Origin of the sequence: Micromonospora sp. NPDC007220 (assembly GCF_040634035.1) — a bacterium.
Lineage (GTDB): Bacteria > Actinomycetota > Actinomycetes > Mycobacteriales > Micromonosporaceae > Micromonospora > Micromonospora reichwaldensis.
In genome coordinates this window covers 586,727-603,715 of sequence record NZ_JBEYEU010000001.1, presented here as the reverse complement: position 1 = coordinate 603,715, position 16,989 = coordinate 586,727, and the positions used below count along the sequence as shown (strand labels likewise).

General features: G+C 67.9%; 17 protein-coding genes. 7 read left to right on the top strand and 10 right to left on the bottom strand.

Annotated elements, in window-relative coordinates; translation table 11 throughout:
- Nucleotide 1: 1 nt before the first annotated feature.
- The 7 genes from ABZ573_RS02945 to ABZ573_RS02915 are packed head-to-tail and all read right to left on the bottom strand — an operon-like array spanning nucleotide 2 to nucleotide 6,738.
- Entirely contained in the window at nucleotides 2-760 is a 759-nt protein-coding gene (locus ABZ573_RS02945; protein ID WP_358115116.1) for a creatininase family protein, read from the bottom strand.
- Nucleotides 757-1,548, bottom strand: a complete 792-nt coding sequence (locus ABZ573_RS02940; RefSeq protein WP_266317583.1) for a class I SAM-dependent methyltransferase — start codon at nucleotides 1,546-1,548, stop codon at nucleotides 757-759. The genes ABZ573_RS02945 and ABZ573_RS02940 overlap by 4 nt, the downstream gene beginning before the upstream one ends.
- Nucleotides 1,545-2,201, bottom strand: a complete 657-nt coding sequence (locus ABZ573_RS02935; RefSeq protein ID WP_358115113.1) for an HAD hydrolase-like protein — start codon at nucleotides 2,199-2,201, stop codon at nucleotides 1,545-1,547. Before ABZ573_RS02935 ends, ABZ573_RS02940 begins: the two co-directional genes overlap by 4 nt.
- Entirely contained in the window at nucleotides 2,198-2,641 is a 444-nt protein-coding gene (locus ABZ573_RS02930; RefSeq protein WP_266317581.1) for a hypothetical protein, read from the bottom strand. The genes ABZ573_RS02935 and ABZ573_RS02930 overlap by 4 nt, the downstream gene beginning before the upstream one ends.
- Nucleotides 2,641-3,678: an enolase C-terminal domain-like protein gene (locus ABZ573_RS02925; RefSeq protein WP_358115110.1), complete on the bottom strand. Its 1,038-nt coding sequence runs from the start codon at nucleotides 3,676-3,678 to the stop codon at nucleotides 2,641-2,643. Before ABZ573_RS02925 ends, ABZ573_RS02930 begins: the two co-directional genes overlap by 1 nt.
- Nucleotides 3,678-5,651 (bottom strand): hypothetical protein, encoded by a 1,974-nt coding sequence (locus tag ABZ573_RS02920; RefSeq protein WP_358115106.1) that lies wholly within the window; start codon nucleotides 5,649-5,651, stop codon nucleotides 3,678-3,680. Before ABZ573_RS02920 ends, ABZ573_RS02925 begins: the two co-directional genes overlap by 1 nt.
- 1 nt (nucleotide 5,652) lies before the next feature.
- A complete protein-coding gene (locus ABZ573_RS02915) occupies nucleotides 5,653-6,738 on the bottom strand; it encodes a hypothetical protein (protein ID WP_358115103.1) in 1,086 nt (361 codons plus the stop codon).
- A 407-nt stretch (nucleotides 6,739-7,145) separates the two neighbouring features.
- Between ABZ573_RS02915 and ABZ573_RS02910 the strand changes: the two genes are divergently transcribed.
- Both ABZ573_RS02910 and ABZ573_RS02905 read left to right on the top strand, forming a co-directional pair.
- Nucleotides 7,146-8,513 (top strand): hypothetical protein, encoded by a 1,368-nt coding sequence (locus ABZ573_RS02910; RefSeq protein ID WP_358115100.1) that lies wholly within the window; start codon nucleotides 7,146-7,148, stop codon nucleotides 8,511-8,513.
- Between the two features lie 7 nt (nucleotides 8,514-8,520).
- The gene (locus ABZ573_RS02905; RefSeq protein WP_358115097.1) at nucleotides 8,521-9,405 is read left to right on the top strand and encodes a phosphotransferase; all 885 of its coding nucleotides are present in this window, start codon (nucleotides 8,521-8,523) and stop codon (nucleotides 9,403-9,405) included.
- Nucleotides 9,406-9,512: 107 nt separating this feature from the next.
- Here ABZ573_RS02905 and ABZ573_RS02900 read toward each other — a convergent pair whose 3' ends face one another.
- From ABZ573_RS02900 to ABZ573_RS02890, 3 genes are all read right to left on the bottom strand, one after another.
- The gene (locus ABZ573_RS02900) at nucleotides 9,513-10,079 is read right to left on the bottom strand and encodes an HD domain-containing protein (RefSeq protein WP_266317575.1); all 567 of its coding nucleotides are present in this window, start codon (nucleotides 10,077-10,079) and stop codon (nucleotides 9,513-9,515) included.
- Nucleotides 10,080-10,170: 91 nt separating this feature from the next.
- Entirely contained in the window at nucleotides 10,171-10,641 is a 471-nt protein-coding gene (locus ABZ573_RS02895) for an NUDIX domain-containing protein (protein WP_358115094.1), read from the bottom strand.
- 3 nt (nucleotides 10,642-10,644) lie between these two features.
- Entirely contained in the window at nucleotides 10,645-11,325 is a 681-nt protein-coding gene (locus ABZ573_RS02890; RefSeq protein WP_358115091.1) for an XRE family transcriptional regulator, read from the bottom strand.
- A gap of 313 nt (nucleotides 11,326-11,638) precedes the next feature.
- Between ABZ573_RS02890 and ABZ573_RS02885 the strand changes: the two genes are divergently transcribed.
- The 5 genes from ABZ573_RS02885 (at nucleotide 11,639) to ABZ573_RS02865 (ending at nucleotide 16,976) form a co-directional block, all read left to right on the top strand.
- On the top strand, nucleotides 11,639-11,992 hold the full coding sequence (locus ABZ573_RS02885; protein ID WP_358116110.1) for a helix-turn-helix domain-containing protein: 354 nt from the start codon (nucleotides 11,639-11,641) through the stop codon (nucleotides 11,990-11,992).
- 416 nt (nucleotides 11,993-12,408) lie between these two features.
- Entirely contained in the window at nucleotides 12,409-14,724 is a 2,316-nt protein-coding gene (locus ABZ573_RS02880; protein ID WP_358115088.1) for a nitrate- and nitrite sensing domain-containing protein, read from the top strand.
- On the top strand, nucleotides 14,721-15,131 hold the full coding sequence (locus tag ABZ573_RS02875; RefSeq protein WP_358115085.1) for a roadblock/LC7 domain-containing protein: 411 nt from the start codon (nucleotides 14,721-14,723) through the stop codon (nucleotides 15,129-15,131). Before ABZ573_RS02880 ends, ABZ573_RS02875 begins: the two co-directional genes overlap by 4 nt.
- On the top strand, nucleotides 15,128-15,724 hold the full coding sequence (locus ABZ573_RS02870) for an ATP/GTP-binding protein (protein ID WP_358115082.1): 597 nt from the start codon (nucleotides 15,128-15,130) through the stop codon (nucleotides 15,722-15,724). Before ABZ573_RS02875 ends, ABZ573_RS02870 begins: the two co-directional genes overlap by 4 nt.
- Before the next feature lie 43 nt (nucleotides 15,725-15,767).
- Nucleotides 15,768-16,976: an ABC transporter substrate-binding protein gene (locus ABZ573_RS02865; protein ID WP_358115079.1), complete on the top strand. Its 1,209-nt coding sequence runs from the start codon at nucleotides 15,768-15,770 to the stop codon at nucleotides 16,974-16,976.
- The last annotated feature ends 13 nt before the right edge of the window (nucleotides 16,977-16,989 follow it).

Here is a 16,989-nt window from a genome sequence, read left to right as displayed (position 1 = left end):
ACTACAGATGTTGTAGAATATGATCGGATGCGTCCAGGGCGCTGGTGATGATGGCTTCCCCCAGTTCAGCGGAGGCCAGCCGTGGGTCACCGCCAATGATGCCGAGGCTGGCGATGCAGTCGTCGCCCGAACTCCACGGCCAGGTGGTGCCGCGGTCGAGGATGAGTCGCTGAATTTCGTCGCGGTGGGCTGGGTCGGCGGCGAACGTCTCCGGTAGCCGGTCCAGGTGAACGTCGTTGGGGGCGAGGGTCAGCATGATGCTGGTCTCTTTCATGCCCGCGTGGATCTCCGGCAGTCCGGACGTCGCATGTGCGGTCGAGAGTGAGCTGGGGTGGATGACGCCGACCCGCACCTGATGCGTGGTCTGCAGTTCGTAACTGAATGCCTCGAGGATGCCGCGATTGCCGCCATGCCCGTTGACGATGAGCAGCCGACGGGCCGGGGTGGCCCGCGCGTACTCGCCGAAAATGGCATTGAGCAGGGTGGTAAGTGCGCCGACCTTTAGGGAAACCGTGCCGAGAGCCCAGGAATGTTCCAGGGACAGGCCATAGGGCAGCGCGGGCAGCGCCCAGAGGTCGTGTTGGTCGCCGTAGCGGTCGACGAGGCGGTTGGTGAACTGCCCGGCGATTACGGTGTCGGTGTGCAGGGGCAGGTGCGGGCCGTGCTGTTCATATGAGCCGATGGGCAGGCACAGGATCGATCTCTCGGTTAGCTGCATGGCGATCTCCGGCGCTGAGAGCGATCCGTACCATCGGTTCATGCCCGTTCTCGCCGGCCGATGCGGATGAGGAACTCGTTGTCCTCGGTGAAGGTGTCGGTGTCGCTGTATCGGGCGAGGGTGGCACGGACGGCGCTGTCGAACTCGCCGAGCCGGTCGCCGAACAGTTGTGGCGCGGCGAACGAGGTGGAGTACAGGTACCCAAGGATGCTGTTGGCGGTCCAGGTCCGGTTCACGGGCACGCTGTGCTCCTCGACCTGGCTGAACGGCGACTCACGCATGATCTCGCTATACGGGCGGTTGTGGTGCTGGAACGTGCGTTCGCCGGCGCGACGCTGCTCGCCGAGGAAGTCCTGAATGACCGTGCGGATTGCGGCCTTCCAGTCGCTGGTTGCGGTCCAGAAACTGTTGTCGCCGAAGATTGCGACCGCGCCGTCGGGGCTGACCTGCGCGTCCAATCGGGTCAGGATCGCGGCCTGGTCGAGCCAGTGGAACGCCCGGCAGATCGTCACCAGTTCGGCCTGCCATCCCGCCGGTGGCGTGAACTCCTCCGCCGTGACCTCCTGCAGGCGCAGCTGAGTGTCGGCGGGCAGCTGCGGGCGGAGCGCGTCTTCGGCAGCGGCGAGCATGTCTGCATCGTTGTCGATGGCGATGATGTCATCAAAACGGCCAAGCAGGGCCTCCACCACGAGGCCGGTGCCGGTGCCTACGTCGAGCAGGCGCCGCGGCGCACCGGTAGAGACCGCGCCATCCAACACGTCGGCAACGGTCGTCGGGATGCCGGGCCGGTACTGCCGGTAGAAGCGAACGGTTCCGTGGAACATACTCATGATCTTCTCCCAGTGGCGAGGTCGGTGAGGTGCTGGCTGGCGGCGATGAGATCAGTGGCCACGAGCACGCCGCCGTCTTTGAGCCATTCGGGCTCGGGCACCGGCCGTCCGTTCGACACCCAGATGACGGTCACCCCGGCGGTTCGGGCACCAATGACGTCGCAGGCCCAATCGTCGCCGATGTGCACCATATTCGCCGGGCTGGTCCGGCATGCGGTGGCCACGCATTGGAAAGCGGCTGGATCGGGTTTGGCGTAGCCGGTCCGGTAGGAGGGGAAGTAGTCGATTACCCACGGATGCAGCAGGGCACGCAAACGGCCAGTATCGGCCTCCAGGCAGCTCACGTTCGACAACGTGACCACGTTGGCGTGCCGACTCATGGTTCGCAGCGCCGCGCCCGCCCCTGGCAGCAGCTGTGGAGGCGAGGACTCGACGGGTGTCGGAAAGGCACTAGCCGGAAGCTGCAGAGCATCGCAGACCTCGGCAATGACTGCGGCGTCGATCGAGGCTCGGGTGTACAGCTGCTGGCGGATGACGCGGCGCGCGTCGGCAGGTCTGAGCGGCGAAGCCGTCGCCAGGATCGTGGCTACTGTGGGTCCTTCGATCCGACAAAGGGTCCCTCCGACATCGATGCTTAGCAGTAGCCGTGTCACGGGGAAGTATCCGCCGCTGGTAGGGCATTGACGATCGCTTCGATCCTGGCCTGCCGGATCGCCGGAGTGCTTGCCTCGGCGAGGAACGTAAGCGCGTAGCGGCTCTCCGCCTCGTCCAAGGCGGTTAGGTCACGGCGTGCGGCGCGGGCTGCGGTCGCTAGGTCCTCAGGAACCGACCGGGTGCGCCAGCCGTGCGGTAGGTGCAGGATGCCGGCCCACGGTCCGGCGGGAGGCACGTGCGTGGGGTCGAGCAGGCGCAGGACGGTGACGTCGTCAAAGCTCAAGATCTGGACCTGTACCGGCCGAGCGGCGGGGAGTTGGAGCTGGCCGGTCAGAAACGTGTCGTGTCCGTCGAGTCGTTCGGACAGCACGAGGAACGTGCCGTTCGAGTCGGCGGCGACGGTACCGGTGATGGGCAGGCGCTGAAGGGTCTCGGGCATCAGCAGCTCCTCGGCGTGGCACCCAGGCCCGGAGACCTGGGAACGGTGATCGCTCCGTCGATGGGTAGCCACGGCTGCGCATACACCTGCTGCCGAACCGGTTCCCATTGCAACCGGTACTCGACTGCGGCGATCGCATCCGGATAGGCGGCGGCGAGGTGAACGGCCGGAACGAACGAACGGCCGTGCGGATAGACCGGCACGCCGCGCATGTGTGCCGCACCCACCAGGTCGACGGCGCGTGTGAGACCGCCGCACGCCACTACGTCAAGTGTGAACGCCTGCAGCTTGAGCCTGAGCATCGCCTCAGAGTCGGCATGCAGGGGCAGCCGTTCGCCGAGGGCCAACGGGATGTTTATCGCCAACGCCTCATACGTTTTAAGATCGCACTGTGGAAGTGGGTCCTCCAGCCAGCGCACCGAAGCCGAGTCCAGCTCATCGAGAAACAGCCAGGCGAATTCGGCATCCCAGGTGAAGACGGCGTCGAACGCAGCTTCCCGCCTGAGCGCCGCCGCAATACCCCGTACCGCTGCGGCAAGCCGGCCGGCCTCCGCCCTGCGGTCGTCGGTTGCTGGATTCCTGCGCAGGCCCCATTTCGTGAATTGCCATCCCTCGCGGTTGACCCGCTCGACAGCCGCGAGGGGTATGCCCTTTGCGACGTCGAGGCTCAGCCAGGAGGCGTAGAGCGGCACCTGCCGCTGCGGTGCCGCCGCAAGCAGGTCCGCGACGGGCACTTGGGCAAGCCGGCTACGTAGATCCCAAGCGGCGCAATCGACTGCACCGACGGCCCATGACGCCACCACGCTTGCATCTGTCCGGGTCGCCCTGCACAACGCCGCATGAAGTCTCCACGGGTCGTCCACCGGCTCGCCGAGTGCCGGCTGAGCCAGGATCGCCTCCACGTACCGTCCAATCTCCGCCGTCACCGGCCCGTACCAGCCGATCGCCCCGGCCGCGTGGAGGGCGACGAACGTGTCGTCCTCGCCCGACCGGGCTTCGGTGGTGACGACAAGGACCGCTCCAATCCTGGCTACCATCAGCGCTTCCGCTTGGCTAGCAGTGCCGCGGCCGCCGAGGTGACACCCGCGACATCCAACTCGGCGTGCGCCGCCAACCTGGCCTGTGGCATCGGGAACGGCGGCTCGGCCCAGCCGATTACGTCGACGTCGCGGTGCAGCCGCCCGCCGAGCAGCCCCCAGATCGCGGCCCGATGCCCGAGCGTCACGATGAGCACGGCGGCGTGAGTTCCGATGTAGTGATGCAGGTCCGGGTCTGTAAGCGCTGTCAGGTCGTGGACGTTGACCACTCGGACCCGACAGCCAGAGTGGCTGCGGATCCTCGTAGCGGCATCCGTGACCACTGCCGCGGCCAGATCGCCGGCACACACCAGCGTCAGGTCTGGCTCGCCAGGGTCGCTCAGATGGTGCCAGACCGCCAAGCCGCGGTGACGCTCCTCATCGACCGTCTCCCGGGGGTAGTTCACGGTGGTGTGCTTGCCCGTGACGATGACGTTGACTCGCCCTGTTGACCGCAATGCGTCGTTGAGCACGACAGCGACCCGGTCCGAGTCGGCGGGTGTGAAAACATGCACGGCCGGGTCGCCCATTCCCAACAGTGCCGTGATCAGGGAAGGGTCTCCGTGGCTGTACACGTTGTGCCAGCCATACGAGGTCAGCAGCAGATTGATGCTCGGCAAAGCGTCCTTGTTGAGCCGCCGTTGCTTGAGCTGACCGACCAGTCCGGTCAGCAACAGCGGGGCGAATGCCTCATACGAGATGATCAGGCCGCGACGGCCTGTCGCTGTCCACCCGGCAACCCAGCCGAGCAGCACTTCCTCAGCAAGCACCTCATGTGCCCAAGCTTCGCCCTGCAGTTCACCGAGACGATTCGACCGCAGTTCGTCCGGGCTGAACACCTTGATGCCGCCGGTTGCGGCGTACGCCCGCAGCACCGCGGTTACCTCCGTCGCAAAACCCCGGCCCGTTGCCGGTACTGACGGCGGCAGTGGCGGGGCATCCGGCAGCGCGCTGCCAACGTCAATGGTGTCCAGCGCGGACGCGAGCGCACCAATGGGCTGCGCGTCGGCGTCGAACAGCTCACTGGGTCGGTAGGACGACAGCCAGGCACGCAGCGCCGCTAGCTGGCTGGGATCGCCGGCCAGGTCAGTGAGTGGTGTCTTGTGCGCCCCGATGGGGCCGGACCAGCCCTTCACGCACCGTAGGAACACCACGCGATGTGCTCCACGGGCGGATGCCTCGACGCCGGCCATCAGGGCACGGTGGAACTCGGCATGCTCGGCCAAGCCGGGGCCTGTCCCAACCTCGACGACGACCGGCTCCCAGCCCAGACCGCGTGCGTAGGCGCTCACCTGCTCGTCGTTCATGGCACCCAGCAGAGACGGACCGCCCATTCGATGACCGTTGAGATGCACGATCGGTAACAACCTGGTGTCACCTAGCACGCGGTGGGCCAGCCAGGAGGCCGCAGTGGAAGGCGTCTCGCATTCGCCGTCACCGATGATTGGCAGGACGACCCGGTTCGGAGAGTCCAGGGCCATGCCCTGGGCGAAGGCGAGCGCGCCGCCGAGCCACCCGCCCATGTACGCACCGGCTGGCAACTCCGGATGAACCTCGGAGCCGAGCGCATCCCCGTCCGGGAACGCCGCAGCCAGGGCGGCCAGTCCAGCAGCGTCTCGGCCGTACCGCGCATCTATCTTGGCCATGTCCCCGGTCAACCAAGCCAACGCACGCTGGACGACACCGGCATGGCCGGCGCCCAGAACTGGAACAATCTGCACACCGATGCGGCAGCCGGCGGCGAGGCCGGCATGCGCCAGCGCCCATGCCGTGCCGGGCACGGTGCCCCAGTGGCCTGCCGGGCGCTCCTTGACATCGGAGACGTCGAGGCAGTTGGCAGCGAGCACGTTCGATCGCAGGTGCAACTGCGCAACCGACAGGTATGTGAGCGCCCGCCAGAGCGCGTCCGCACGATGGGCGAGATTCACCGACACTTCAGGCTCCCAGCAGTCGTTCACCAGCGAAGCTGAAGTACCACAGCGGCCGATAGCACTCCCAAGCCAGTGGCCGCAGCCCGCGCCCGCCCAGCAGTTGTTCTATGGATGCCCTGGCCTGCAGATAGAACTCCAACTGCTCGGCGCCCGGCGTCCGGAGACCCGCCATGATCGAGTTATGGGCCTGGTACACCTGGAAGTTGGGAAACTCGGTCACGTGTTCGCCGAGCGCGGCCACACCGGTGCGCAGTTCGGTGAGCGGATCGAGACCCACAATGTACGTAAAGGAGGTGCCGAGTCCCGCGTGGCGGGCCCGACGGAGCAGGTCGGGCATGTCGGCGCGCCGTAGCCGCGCCTTGCTCGCCTTCAGCAGCAGGTCACGCCGGGTAAAGCACTCGGCGGTCAACCGCAGCACGAACGGCGCGACGCGAGCAGCGAGATCGGCGAAGGCGCTGTCTGACTGGATGACCGACGTCAGGAAACCTATCCGGGCGCCGATGCCCCGCAGCCCGAGCGCGGTCCGCATGCCTACGAGGTGAGCAACGGCGGCGTCTTCCCGCTCGAAGCATCCGGTCGAGACAGTCACCTCCCGGAGTTCGCTCAAGTCCCGGCGCGGGTGCTGCTCAACCATCGCCGCCAGTAGTTCGGTGAGCTCCCGCTCCTCAGAGAATCGTGGGTCGGCGGCAGCTTCCAGAGTGTTCGGGCAGAACGCGCAGCCCACACAGCGGCTTCGGGCGTTCGGGTTCAACGTCGCGGCCCTGCCGCCATCTCGAAAGTAGCCGCCAACCGCCTCGTCGGCATCGATCCGCTGCACACTACCAATGCATTGCTGTCCCAAATACAGATCGTGATCGCGGAGCCGGAACGGCGACCCCACCGCATTCAGGGGCACAATCACCTTCCATGCCACCTTTGAGGCCGAGGCAAGCGTTATACTCACCCGGGCTCGGTGCTGACAGTGAGCCGACGAGATTCCGTACAGGTTAAGCGCGATCAGCACAGCGTCCTCGACTGGCACCTCATAACGAGCGGCCAGCCTGGCTACCTCATCGACCTCCAGTTTGGTGTCGGGCGTCGCTATGGGCATCCGAACCCCTCTTCGAATCGTGGACCAAGTTCCCGCATGTCGCCGTTGGTCGAACCCCAGGGCCTCTGACCGTTGCTGCGAGGCCAGCGCGACAGCCATGCCACCACTTGTTTGCGCCGACCTTTACGGATCGGCGCTTTCATCGGGAATTACCTCGGTTCCAGCCCGCTCCAATGCGCCTCACCCTGCACTCCTTGTTAATTGCCGGGAGTCGCTCAAGTATTTCGAGCGCGTCGCGCGCTGTCGACCCCCACGGTGGGGGGCCACGATGGGGGTGACGGCTGCCACTACGGCGAGGATCATCTGAGGAGCTGCCACCTGTCGCAAGGCACCGAATCGACTTGTCGCCAGGGACGCGAAGTGATGACATATTGATCGGAACCGTTTCCATTCGACGGGAGGTTGTCGTGGGCGCCCAAGTCGATCCGGCTTGGTGGGCGTCGGGCGTCTGGGAGGGTCGACCGATCCGCGAGTTCCTGGAGCGCCGTGACGTCGCCGCCACGTTCCGATTCCTGCATGCCCGTGGCGTTTCCTACGGCACTATCGCCGCGTTGGTCGGCGTGTCCCCGAATCGAGCCGCCGAGATCACCAAGGGCACGCGCCAGGTAACGGCCTACGACGTGCTCGAACGCATCGCGGTCGGACTAGGTGTTCCCAGAGCCTGGATGGGCTTGGGCCAGGACGGAACGGGTGATGCGAGTCGCCCGCTCGACGGAGAGGTGGGAGCTTCAGCGGACTTCTCGTCGGCCCACCAACGAGCAGGGGTCCGGCCGGATGAAGCGATCGCCGCGCTCGCCCGGCTTCGTACTGGGCTGGACGAAGCGCTTGCTTCATCGACCGTCGCTTTGCGACAACTCGACCTGATTGAGGAAGCGGCCGGTGAGCACATGCGGATTTATCCGGCAGCTCCCCCGAGGGCGATGCTGTCGCGGCTGGCCACCGAGTGCGCCGAGGTGCAGGTCCTGTCCCGACGTAGACAGCCGGCGGCGGTCCAGGCGCGGCTCTCCGGCACAGCGGCTCTGTTGGCGACCATGTGCGCCGACGCGCTCATGCGGCTCGGGAACGCCGACGAGGCACGCCTGTGGTACCGGACAGCGATCCACGCGGCAGATGACAGCTCGGACAGCCGGCTACGGGTGCTGGTCCGGGCCCAAGCGGCGATGCTGCCCTACTACTTCGGTGACCCCCGGCAGACGGTCGTCCTAGCGGAGGCGGCGCTGGCGGTCACCGCGATGCCGTCGTCCTCGGCGGCGCTTGCTGCGGCGGGACGCGCACGGGCGCTGGCCCGACTCGGATCGGCTGAGCAGGCGCGGCGGGCGATCGTTCAGGCCCGGCAGATGTTCGACCAGGTCGGCGATGACGACAGTGACACGGCCTTCCGCTTTCCGATGAAGCGCCTGTTGTTCTACCTCTCCGGAGCGAGTACCTGGCTGGGCGACACGGGCGAGGCCTACCGGGTGCAGGACGAGGCCCTGCGACTCTACGGCCCCACACCTTCGGTGCCGATCGATCCCGCTCTCCTCGCGCTAGACCGATCGATGTGCCTGGTGGGTGACCGGCGAGCGGCAGAGGCCGCAGCGTCGGCGCTCGACGCCGTCGCCACCCTGCCCGAGACGCAGCGCACGGAGATCATCCTGACGAGAGCGAGCGACGTGGTCTCGGCGATTCCGGCTAGACATCGCGGCAGCGAGACCACCGAGCTGACGGACTATGTGCGAGCCTGCCGGGAGCGAGCCCGTACGCTTGCTGCCGGAACTGCCGCGCTCGATCCCTAGGGGCCCCATGTTCGTCGAAGCGCGAACACGTCCGGCGCTCGCCGAGGTGTGTCGTCGCCTGGAGCTGTCTGACGCCGACGCCGTCCTGATCCGGCATCACACGAACGCGGTTTACGCGGTCGGTGACGTGGTGGTCAAGATCGCTCCGGCGGAATTCGGCGTGGAGCGCATGAACGCCGTGGTGGCCGTCGTGCGGTGGCTGGTTGGTCAGGGGTTCCCGACTGTTGGCCTCAGCTCGCGGCTGCCACAACCCCTGCTCGTGGGCGAGCATGCTGTGACCGTCTGGCAACGGCTCGATCCGGCGAACGACACTCCGGTCACCACGGCCGAGCTGGGCGCTCTGCTCCGGCAGTTGCACGCGCTGCCGGCTCCTCCGGTGAGCCTGCCGACCTTGGAGCCGGTGGACAACATCCGACGGTCGGTACAAAGTTCGACGATCCTTACCTCGGAGGACCGTCACCTGCTGATGAAGCGTCTCGAATCGCTCGCCACCCACTGGAGCGGAATGAGCTTTCCCCGGGGCGCAAGCCTGATCCAGTCCGATCCCCAGAGCCGTAACGCACTGCGCCGCTTCGACGGCACGCCAGTGCTTGCCGACTGGGACGGTGCCGCTGTCGGTCCCCGGGAATGGGACCTGGCCACCGTCGCTGTGCACTGTCGCCGGTTTACCCCACCGGGCCCTGCCGCCTTCTCTGACTTCACCGCCGCATACGGCTGGGATGTCACCTCGTGGCACAGCTTCGAGAAGTTGTGCCAACTCCGCGAACTACAGATGATCGCCACCAACGCCCGCAAGTCCCGTCCCGGCACCGATGCCGAAGCCGAGGTGCTCCGCCGCATCAGCGCACTCAGACGGGGCGACCAGGAACTCGTTCAGTGGCGCATCCTCTGACATTCCGGACCGGCTTGACGGTCGGACAGCTGAGCCGGGATGGCCGTTCCACCCCAGGTGTCGGCATACAGGTCATGGGGCTGGACCAACCGGCCTCACTTCGGATGTCATGGAGCGGGTTGCTTGTCGACGTCGAGCCGATCCAGTGTTCGGCGGACGTGCGCAATGAGGAGCGGCTCTGCTCGCTGAATCGCCCGGTGAACGGGGCTCTGCGGAGAGTACCGGCGGAGGATCTCCTCGATGCGCTCGGCGACCTCGAGACGTTGTCCCAGCGGTCCGACCGTGAGGTCGGCGGTGACGAGCGCGTCCATCAGGGGTCCCTCTTCGAGCGGAAAGGCCGCGAGTTGGTCCGCCAAGCCGCGCTCGGCCGCTTCGATGCGGGCGCAGGTGTGGTGGGCGACCAGCCCGACTAGCCGCTGCGGGTAGCCGTTACGTCGCAGGTATCGGGCGCCGTCGAGGGAGTGCAGACCGGTGTCCACGAGGTCCGGCGCATAACCGACATCGTGCAGCCATGCGGCTGCCACCAGCAGGTCACGATCGGCCGGCGCCACCGTGCTCGTCAGTTCCGTGGCCCGCTGGCCGACACCCTGGACGTGTGCCCATCGCCGGGCCATCTGTGGGGAGTAGAGGAGACCAGCAGCAAGGTCCTTGGCATTGGCCGTCAGGTCAGACACCCCCCGAACGTAGCCGCACCGCGGGCCGCCGTCCTACCGGCTCGGCGAGACGGTTGGGACGTCCCCGGATTCGGGAAACGCCCCTCCGACGTCAGCCGATGTACGGCGCGGTCCGACTGTCGAGGGCGTGGTCGATGCGCAGCCGCATTGAGGGGTGGATGTCCAACTGGTCGAGTTCGGCGGGATGCACCCAGCGGACCTGACGTGACTCGCTGGAGGTCGTCAGATTCCCACCGACGGGTCTGGCGGTGAAGCACAGTGAGAACTGCTGGCGCACCTCACCGTCGTCGTAGGCCATCACGTGGTGAGGGTTGGTGTATGTGCCGACCAGGCCCGTGACCTCCACCTCGATGCCCGTCTCCTCATGTACCTCCCGCACCACCGTGTCGGCGATCGACTCACCGATGTCGTGACCACCGCCAGGAAGAGCCCACAGGTTGTTGTCGGTGCGGTGGATCATCAACAACTCGCCGTGCTCGTTCTGAACTGCCGCGACCACCGACGGCACCACGCTGTTGGCTTCGGGGGCATCAGGGTCGTTGAAGAAGTCGCGGCGTGGCATCCGTCATCTCCCGTTGAACGCGGCTATTGCCGCATTGATGTTCGAGGTGGGCTCAGCCTGGGCCCAGACCCGGTCGAAGCTGGCGAGGTAGTGGTCGACGACCCGGCCCCCAGGTACGCGCCGGAGATGTATCACCGGGTTGTGGGCGGCAGTGGATCCGTACACGTGGGTGTTTACCAGCATGGCTTCGTCCACCCGGAAGATGGACGCGTACAACGTCGTGTCGTGCAGCCGGACCTGCACGCCAGGGATGGTCGAGATCGGCTCGTAGTAGCGCAGGCTCAGCAACACCCGGTGGGCGAGCCCAACCCCGAAGCCCTCCTCATCTCCGCGGCGACGTACTGCGGCACCGTTCGGATCGGCCAGTAGCACCCGTATCCGGCAGCCCTGGCGGGCCCGGTCACCGAGCTGGGTGATGTCGTGGAGCTCGGGCAGGAACAGCCCGGCGTAGACGAGGATGTCGACCGACTCCCGCGCCTGCTGGATCAGCGACCGCCACAGCTCCAGCGGCACCGCCGACCGGGATGGATAAAACTCCACCATCTCGGCCCGCCCCGCAGACACCGTCCTGGGATCGTCCACGACCGAAGGCCACAGGTATGTCTCGTCCACGCCCAACAGATCTGCAGCCGCGACGCGGTGTGCGCGATGCGGGACACGATCGCGGGTGATCCAGCGTTCCACCGTCTTCGGGTCGACTCCGAGCAGTTCCGCACACCGCTGTGTGGTCAGCCCTTTCGCTGACACAGCTCCTCGCAGACGTTCGTTCGGCATCAGAGGTCGAGACCTGGCAAGGGACGCATAGGGGCGTTTATACCCCACCGGGACGTCCACGACAGTCCCTGACCGGGGGTGGCCACATCCCCACGATCAGCGATCGGATGTCGAGGCGAGGGTGATCGCCGGAGAAGCGCACCTTGGTCACCCCAGCGGCCCGCCGCAGAAGCTGACGCGCTGGCATCACCCCACACCTTCAGGAGAGAGCGCTTTGACCATCATGGCCATGAACACCCGTACCGCCACCACCGCTGTGCTCGAGTCACAGTCTGCGGGGTACCCGGGGTGGCGGGCACACAGCCAGGCTGATCCAAACTGGTGGATCGACGGGCACTTCGGGGGTCGCTCGCTTGCCGACCTGCTCCGTCAGCGCGACATCGGCTCCCTGTTCCGCTTCCTCAAATCGCGGGGATGGAGCCAGGCGACGATTGCTGCGGCGACCGGAACGACCGAGAACCAGGTCCGAGCGGTTATCCAGGGCCGCCAACGAGTTACCTCATATGACGTGCTCGAACGAATCGCCGAAAGCCTGGGCATTCCGCGAGGTCTCATGGGGCTCGCGTACCTGCCCTGATGCACCTCGGCCGGAAGCGCCGGGATCCCGCGGCCTGGTTCTGGCCAACTGTCATGGTGAGGGCTCATGGTGGCCTGCCGCGGTGGTACTGGTTCTGGCTCGATGACGACGCAATCATCGACGTTCACAAGGGCATCAACGGCCAGATGTCTGGACCGATTGCCAAAGGGCTACCAGCCAGAGCCGTCAGTGTGACCTGAACCGGAAACCACCCAGTTAGACACCGGCCCGGAACGGTGCCGGCGCTACACGGTCTCCGCTTCCGATTCACGTGGCAAGGTCCCGCCCGCCTCGGTGCCTTGGCTGCGCCCGTTCAAGCTCTCGAACCAGGAAGGACTGTTGTGCCTGTTGCTCGGAGGCTTGCGCTCCTGCTGCTGGTCCCGTTGGTGGCGACTCTGGTTTTCGCCTCGTGGGGTGTGGCATCGACGAGCCGTCAGGCGCGCGGTGCCGACCGCCTGCAGTCGCTGGTGGCCGTGTCGGCCGCAGTGGGTGAGGTCCTGCACGAACTTGACCGGGAGCGGCAGGTCGCCGGCGGGCTGGTCGTTGATTCGGCGGTTGGCCTCAACGGTTATCTCGAGCAGGTCGCGACATCCGACAGGGCGGTCGACGCCTACCGGCAGCGCCGCGGCGAGCTCGATGCCTCGGATTCGGTGAGTCGGCTGGTGGGGCCGTTCGACGAGCAGCTGCGGTTGCTTCCGGTGTTCCGGGAGCAGGTCAAGGCACGGTCAGCGTCGCTGACGGCGGTGCTGGTGCGGTATCGGGCGGTGGTCGCGCAGGGGCTGGCGGTACGGGAGACCGTGGGCCAGGTCGGCGGTGCGGACGGTGCGGTGGCCGACCAGTTGCGGGTGGCGGCGGCGTTGTCACAGGCCGGGCAGTACGCGGGTATCCAACAGGCAGCTGTAGCCGCCAACAACGACGCTGTGGTGTCGCAGGCGGTGCAGCGGGAGCTGGCCGCGACCCGTGCCGGGTATGACGAGGCGTTGCTGGCGGTGTCGCAGCGGTCGCCGGCGCGGTGGCGGTCGTGGCTGGACCAGGCGCTGTCCGGGCCGCAGGTCCTCGCGGCGCAGCGTCTCGACGACGAGGTTGCCCGCACTCAAGTGGGTCAGCGGTTGCGGGTGAATGCGTCCCGGTGGGCCGCGGTCAGCAATGAGCGGCGCGATCGGCTGTATGAGGTGCAGACCCGCGTCGACGCGGACATCGCCGCCGAGGCGGGGCGTCAACGCCGACAGCAGTGGGTCACCACGGGCGTGCTGTCGGCGGTCGCCGTGGCGCTGACCGTGGTCGCGGCGGTGCTGGCGTGGCGACAGGGTCGGGCGTTGGCGCGGCGGCTGCGGCGAGTCCGTGACGCGGTCACCCGTGTCGCCGAGCAGGACCTGCCGGACCTGGTTCGTCGCGTCGACGCGGCGGACCCTGCCGACCCGGCGTCGGTTCCGCCGCCGCCTGCCGCGCTGGCACCCGGTTCGGCGCGGGACGAGGTGGCCGAGGTGGCCGCCGCGTTCGACACGCTGGCGTTGAACACGTACCGCATCTCGACGGATCTGGCGCGGCAGCGGCGGGTGGCCGCCGGTGCGGTGGAGGCGGTGGGGCGGCGGTGTCAGGGGATGACGCACCGGCTGCTGCGCGAGTTGGACATGGCCGAGCGGGACGAGAAGGACGCCTCGACCCTGGCGACGTTCTTCGCGGTGGACAGTCTCGCCGCGCAGTTGCTGCACGCCACGCAGAGCCTGTTGGTGCTGTCGGGCCGGTCGCTGGGGGCGGTGCACCCGCAGCCGGCGGAGCTGGTGACGGTGGCGCAGGCGGCGCAGGGCCGGATCCAGGAGTACCGGCGGGTGCTGCTCGGGATGATCGACGAGCGGGTTCTGGTGCCACCACCGATGATCGACGACCTGGTGCACCTGTTGGCGTCGCTGTTGGACAACGCGACCCGCTACAGCCCGGGCGACGCGCTGGTCACCGGGCACCTGCTGGGCAACCGGGCGATCATCCAGGTCACCGACACCGGCCCCGGCATCAAGCCGGACCTGCTGGCCCGGCTCAACGCCGAGCTGGCCGAGCCCGCGCCGATGATCGAGGTGGAGCACATCCGGCGCCAAGGCCTGGCCACCGTCGCGCTGCTAGCCGCGGCGCACGGGCTGCGCGTGCGGCTGCTGCCGGGACAGCCGCACGGCACGGTCGCGGAAATCGAGATCCCCGCGGCCAACCTCCTGATCAGCATTCCCGAGCCGGCCGCGCTGCCCACCGGCCCTATCGCCGGCCGGCGTGCTCCCGGCGGCACGCCGGCGTCCACCCTTACCCTGCCCGCGCCCACGGCGGTGCCAGCCCGGCGCGGCGGTCCGACCGCGCTGCCCGCCCGACGCCGGCCGCCCGCCCCGAGCACGACCGATGGCCCTACTCAGGCGCTACCGGTGATTCCGGTGCCGCAGCGGGTGACTGAGTCGGAGCCGACGCCGGCCTACGACGAGACAGCCCGACACCTGCCGCCACCGGCGTGGTTCGTCGAGGGAGCCACGGTGCACATGCCCTCCACTCCTGCGCGCGGGCTGCCCGGACAGGACACCACCACGGCCAACGGCCTGCCAAAGCGACAGCCCAAAGCCACATTCACACCCCCGCCCCCGCCCCCGCCCGCTGCCGACGCGCCGGTCCGCTCGATGGGTGGCCTGGCCAGTACGGCGGGGGCCTACCAGCGCGGCCTCGACCGCCGCTTTCCCCAGTCGAAGGGCCAGTCATGAGTGATCTGAGTTACCTGCTGAACAGCAACCTGGTCGCCCGCGTACCGGGGATCAGCCAGGCCGTGGCCGTGTCGGCCGATGGGCTGCTGCTGGCCTGGACCGATGGGCTCAACCGGGAAGCCGCAGAACGCCTCGCCGCGGTGGCGGCCGGGATGAACAGCCTGCTCAACGGTGCCGCCCGCGACCTGTCCGCGGGCGGGGTGCGGGGCAACCTGACTGAGCTGGCTCACGGGTTCCTGATCCTGGTTGCGGTGAGCACCGGTGCGTCGCTGCTCACCCTGGCCACCCGCGATGCCGACCTCGCGTTCGTCACCGAAGAGCTCGGTCGTTTCGCCGACCAGGTCGGTGACCAGCTCACTCCCGCTTTCGCGGGTGCCCACGCCGTGGTGGGAGCCGGCCGGCGATGAGCACACGCGCCCTCGCGGCCCGCCCGCCTGCGGGCGCGCCGCCGAACTTGAAGATCGTGCTGACCGGGCCGTTCGGCGTCGGGAAGACCACCCTCGTCGGGGCGGTCTCCGACATCGCGCCGCTGACCACCGAGGCCGCCATGTCGCCCGGCAACGCCGACGACACCTCCTATACCCCGGCCAAGACCACCACCACGGTGGCGATGGACTTCGGTCGTCTCGAGGTCGACGGTGTGACTCTCTACGTCTACGGCACCCCGGGGCAGCACCGCTTCTGGTTCATGTGGGACGCCATCGTCCGTGGCGCCGCCGGCTCGGTGGTCCTCGTCGACACCCGTCGGCTGCAGGACTCGTTTCGGCACCTCGACTACGTCGACCACGTCCGGCTGCCCTACGTCGTCGCGGTCAACCAGTTCCCCGGCGCCCGTTCCTATTCCGTTTCCGCCATTCGTGAAGCCCTCGCCCTGACCGCGGACGTGCCGATCGTCGGCATCGACGCCCGCGACCGCGACAGCGTCCGCCGGCTGCTGATCGCCCTCGTCGAGCACGTTCTCACCCGCACCGCGCCCCGCTCGGCAGCCACGCAGTCCTGACCCCACCGAACCCACCTGTCACCCCGCACGAAGGAGCACCTTCATGTCCGTTCCCCGCCCACGCCCGCGACGCGGACTCGCCGCCCTGACCGTGGCCGGTGTCCTGCTGGCGGGTGCCGCGTGCAGCAGCACCGCCACCGACTCCGGCACGGTCCGTGTCGGGCTGCTGGTGTCGCTGTCGGGCACCTACGCCACCGTCGGCGAGGACATGCGACGCGGCTTCCAGCTCTACCTCGACACGCACGACGGCAACCTCGGCGGCCGGAAGATCGACCTGATCGTCGGCGATGAGGGCGACGGTCCGGCCACGGCCGTCCCGGCCGCGCAGAAGCTCCTCGAACGCGACCGGGTCGTCGCCCTGACCGGCCTGGTTGGTGGCGCGACGGTCGACAAGGTGCAGACCCTGACCACCGAGCGGAAGGTTCCGCTGCTCGGGTCGAACGCGAGGCCGGCGTTCGCGCCGGTGGGCGGCAAGCCCCGCGACCTCGGCTACACGTGGCACACCTCGTACAACTCCGACGAGCCCGGCATCGCCATCGCCTCCTACATCAAGTCGCAGGTCGGCGACGGGACGGTGTACGCGATCGGCCCGGACTACCAGGGCGGCTGGGACGAGCTCCGCGGCTTCACCGACACCTTCACCCGCCTGGGCGGGAGACTCGCCAACCCGGACGGCAAGACGCTGTTCACCCCGTTCCCGGCGACGGAGAACTTCCTGCCGTACCTGAATCGGGCCGCCGAGTCGAAACCGAAGGCCGTCTACACCTTCTACGCCGGGGCGGCGGCGGTGGCGTTCGTCAAGCAGTACGCCCAGTCCGACCTGCGCGACGTTCCCCTCTACGCCGCCGGCTTCCTCACCGAAGGGTCCGTTCTCGCCGCGCAGGGTCCTGCCGCGACCGGAATCCGTAACGTCCTCAACTACAGCCCCACCCTCGGCAACCAGGCCAACCAGGAGTTCGTCGCCGCCTGGTCCGCCGCCGGACACCCGGGGCAACCGACCACGTTCGCGATGGCCTCCTACGACGCGGCCGCCGTCCTCGACCGGGCGCTGTCCGCCGTCGACGGGCAGGTGACCGGGGAGAAGCTCAACGCCGCGATCGGGCAGGTCGGGCGGGTCGTGTCGCCGCGCGGGGACTGGCAGTTCGAGCCCACCGAGCACCGTCCGGTGCAGCGCTGGTACCTGCGCGAGGTCAAGCCCGACGGCCCGGTGCTGTCCAACGTCCTGCTGCAGGACCTCACCACCCTGCCCTGACCGAGACAGCCAG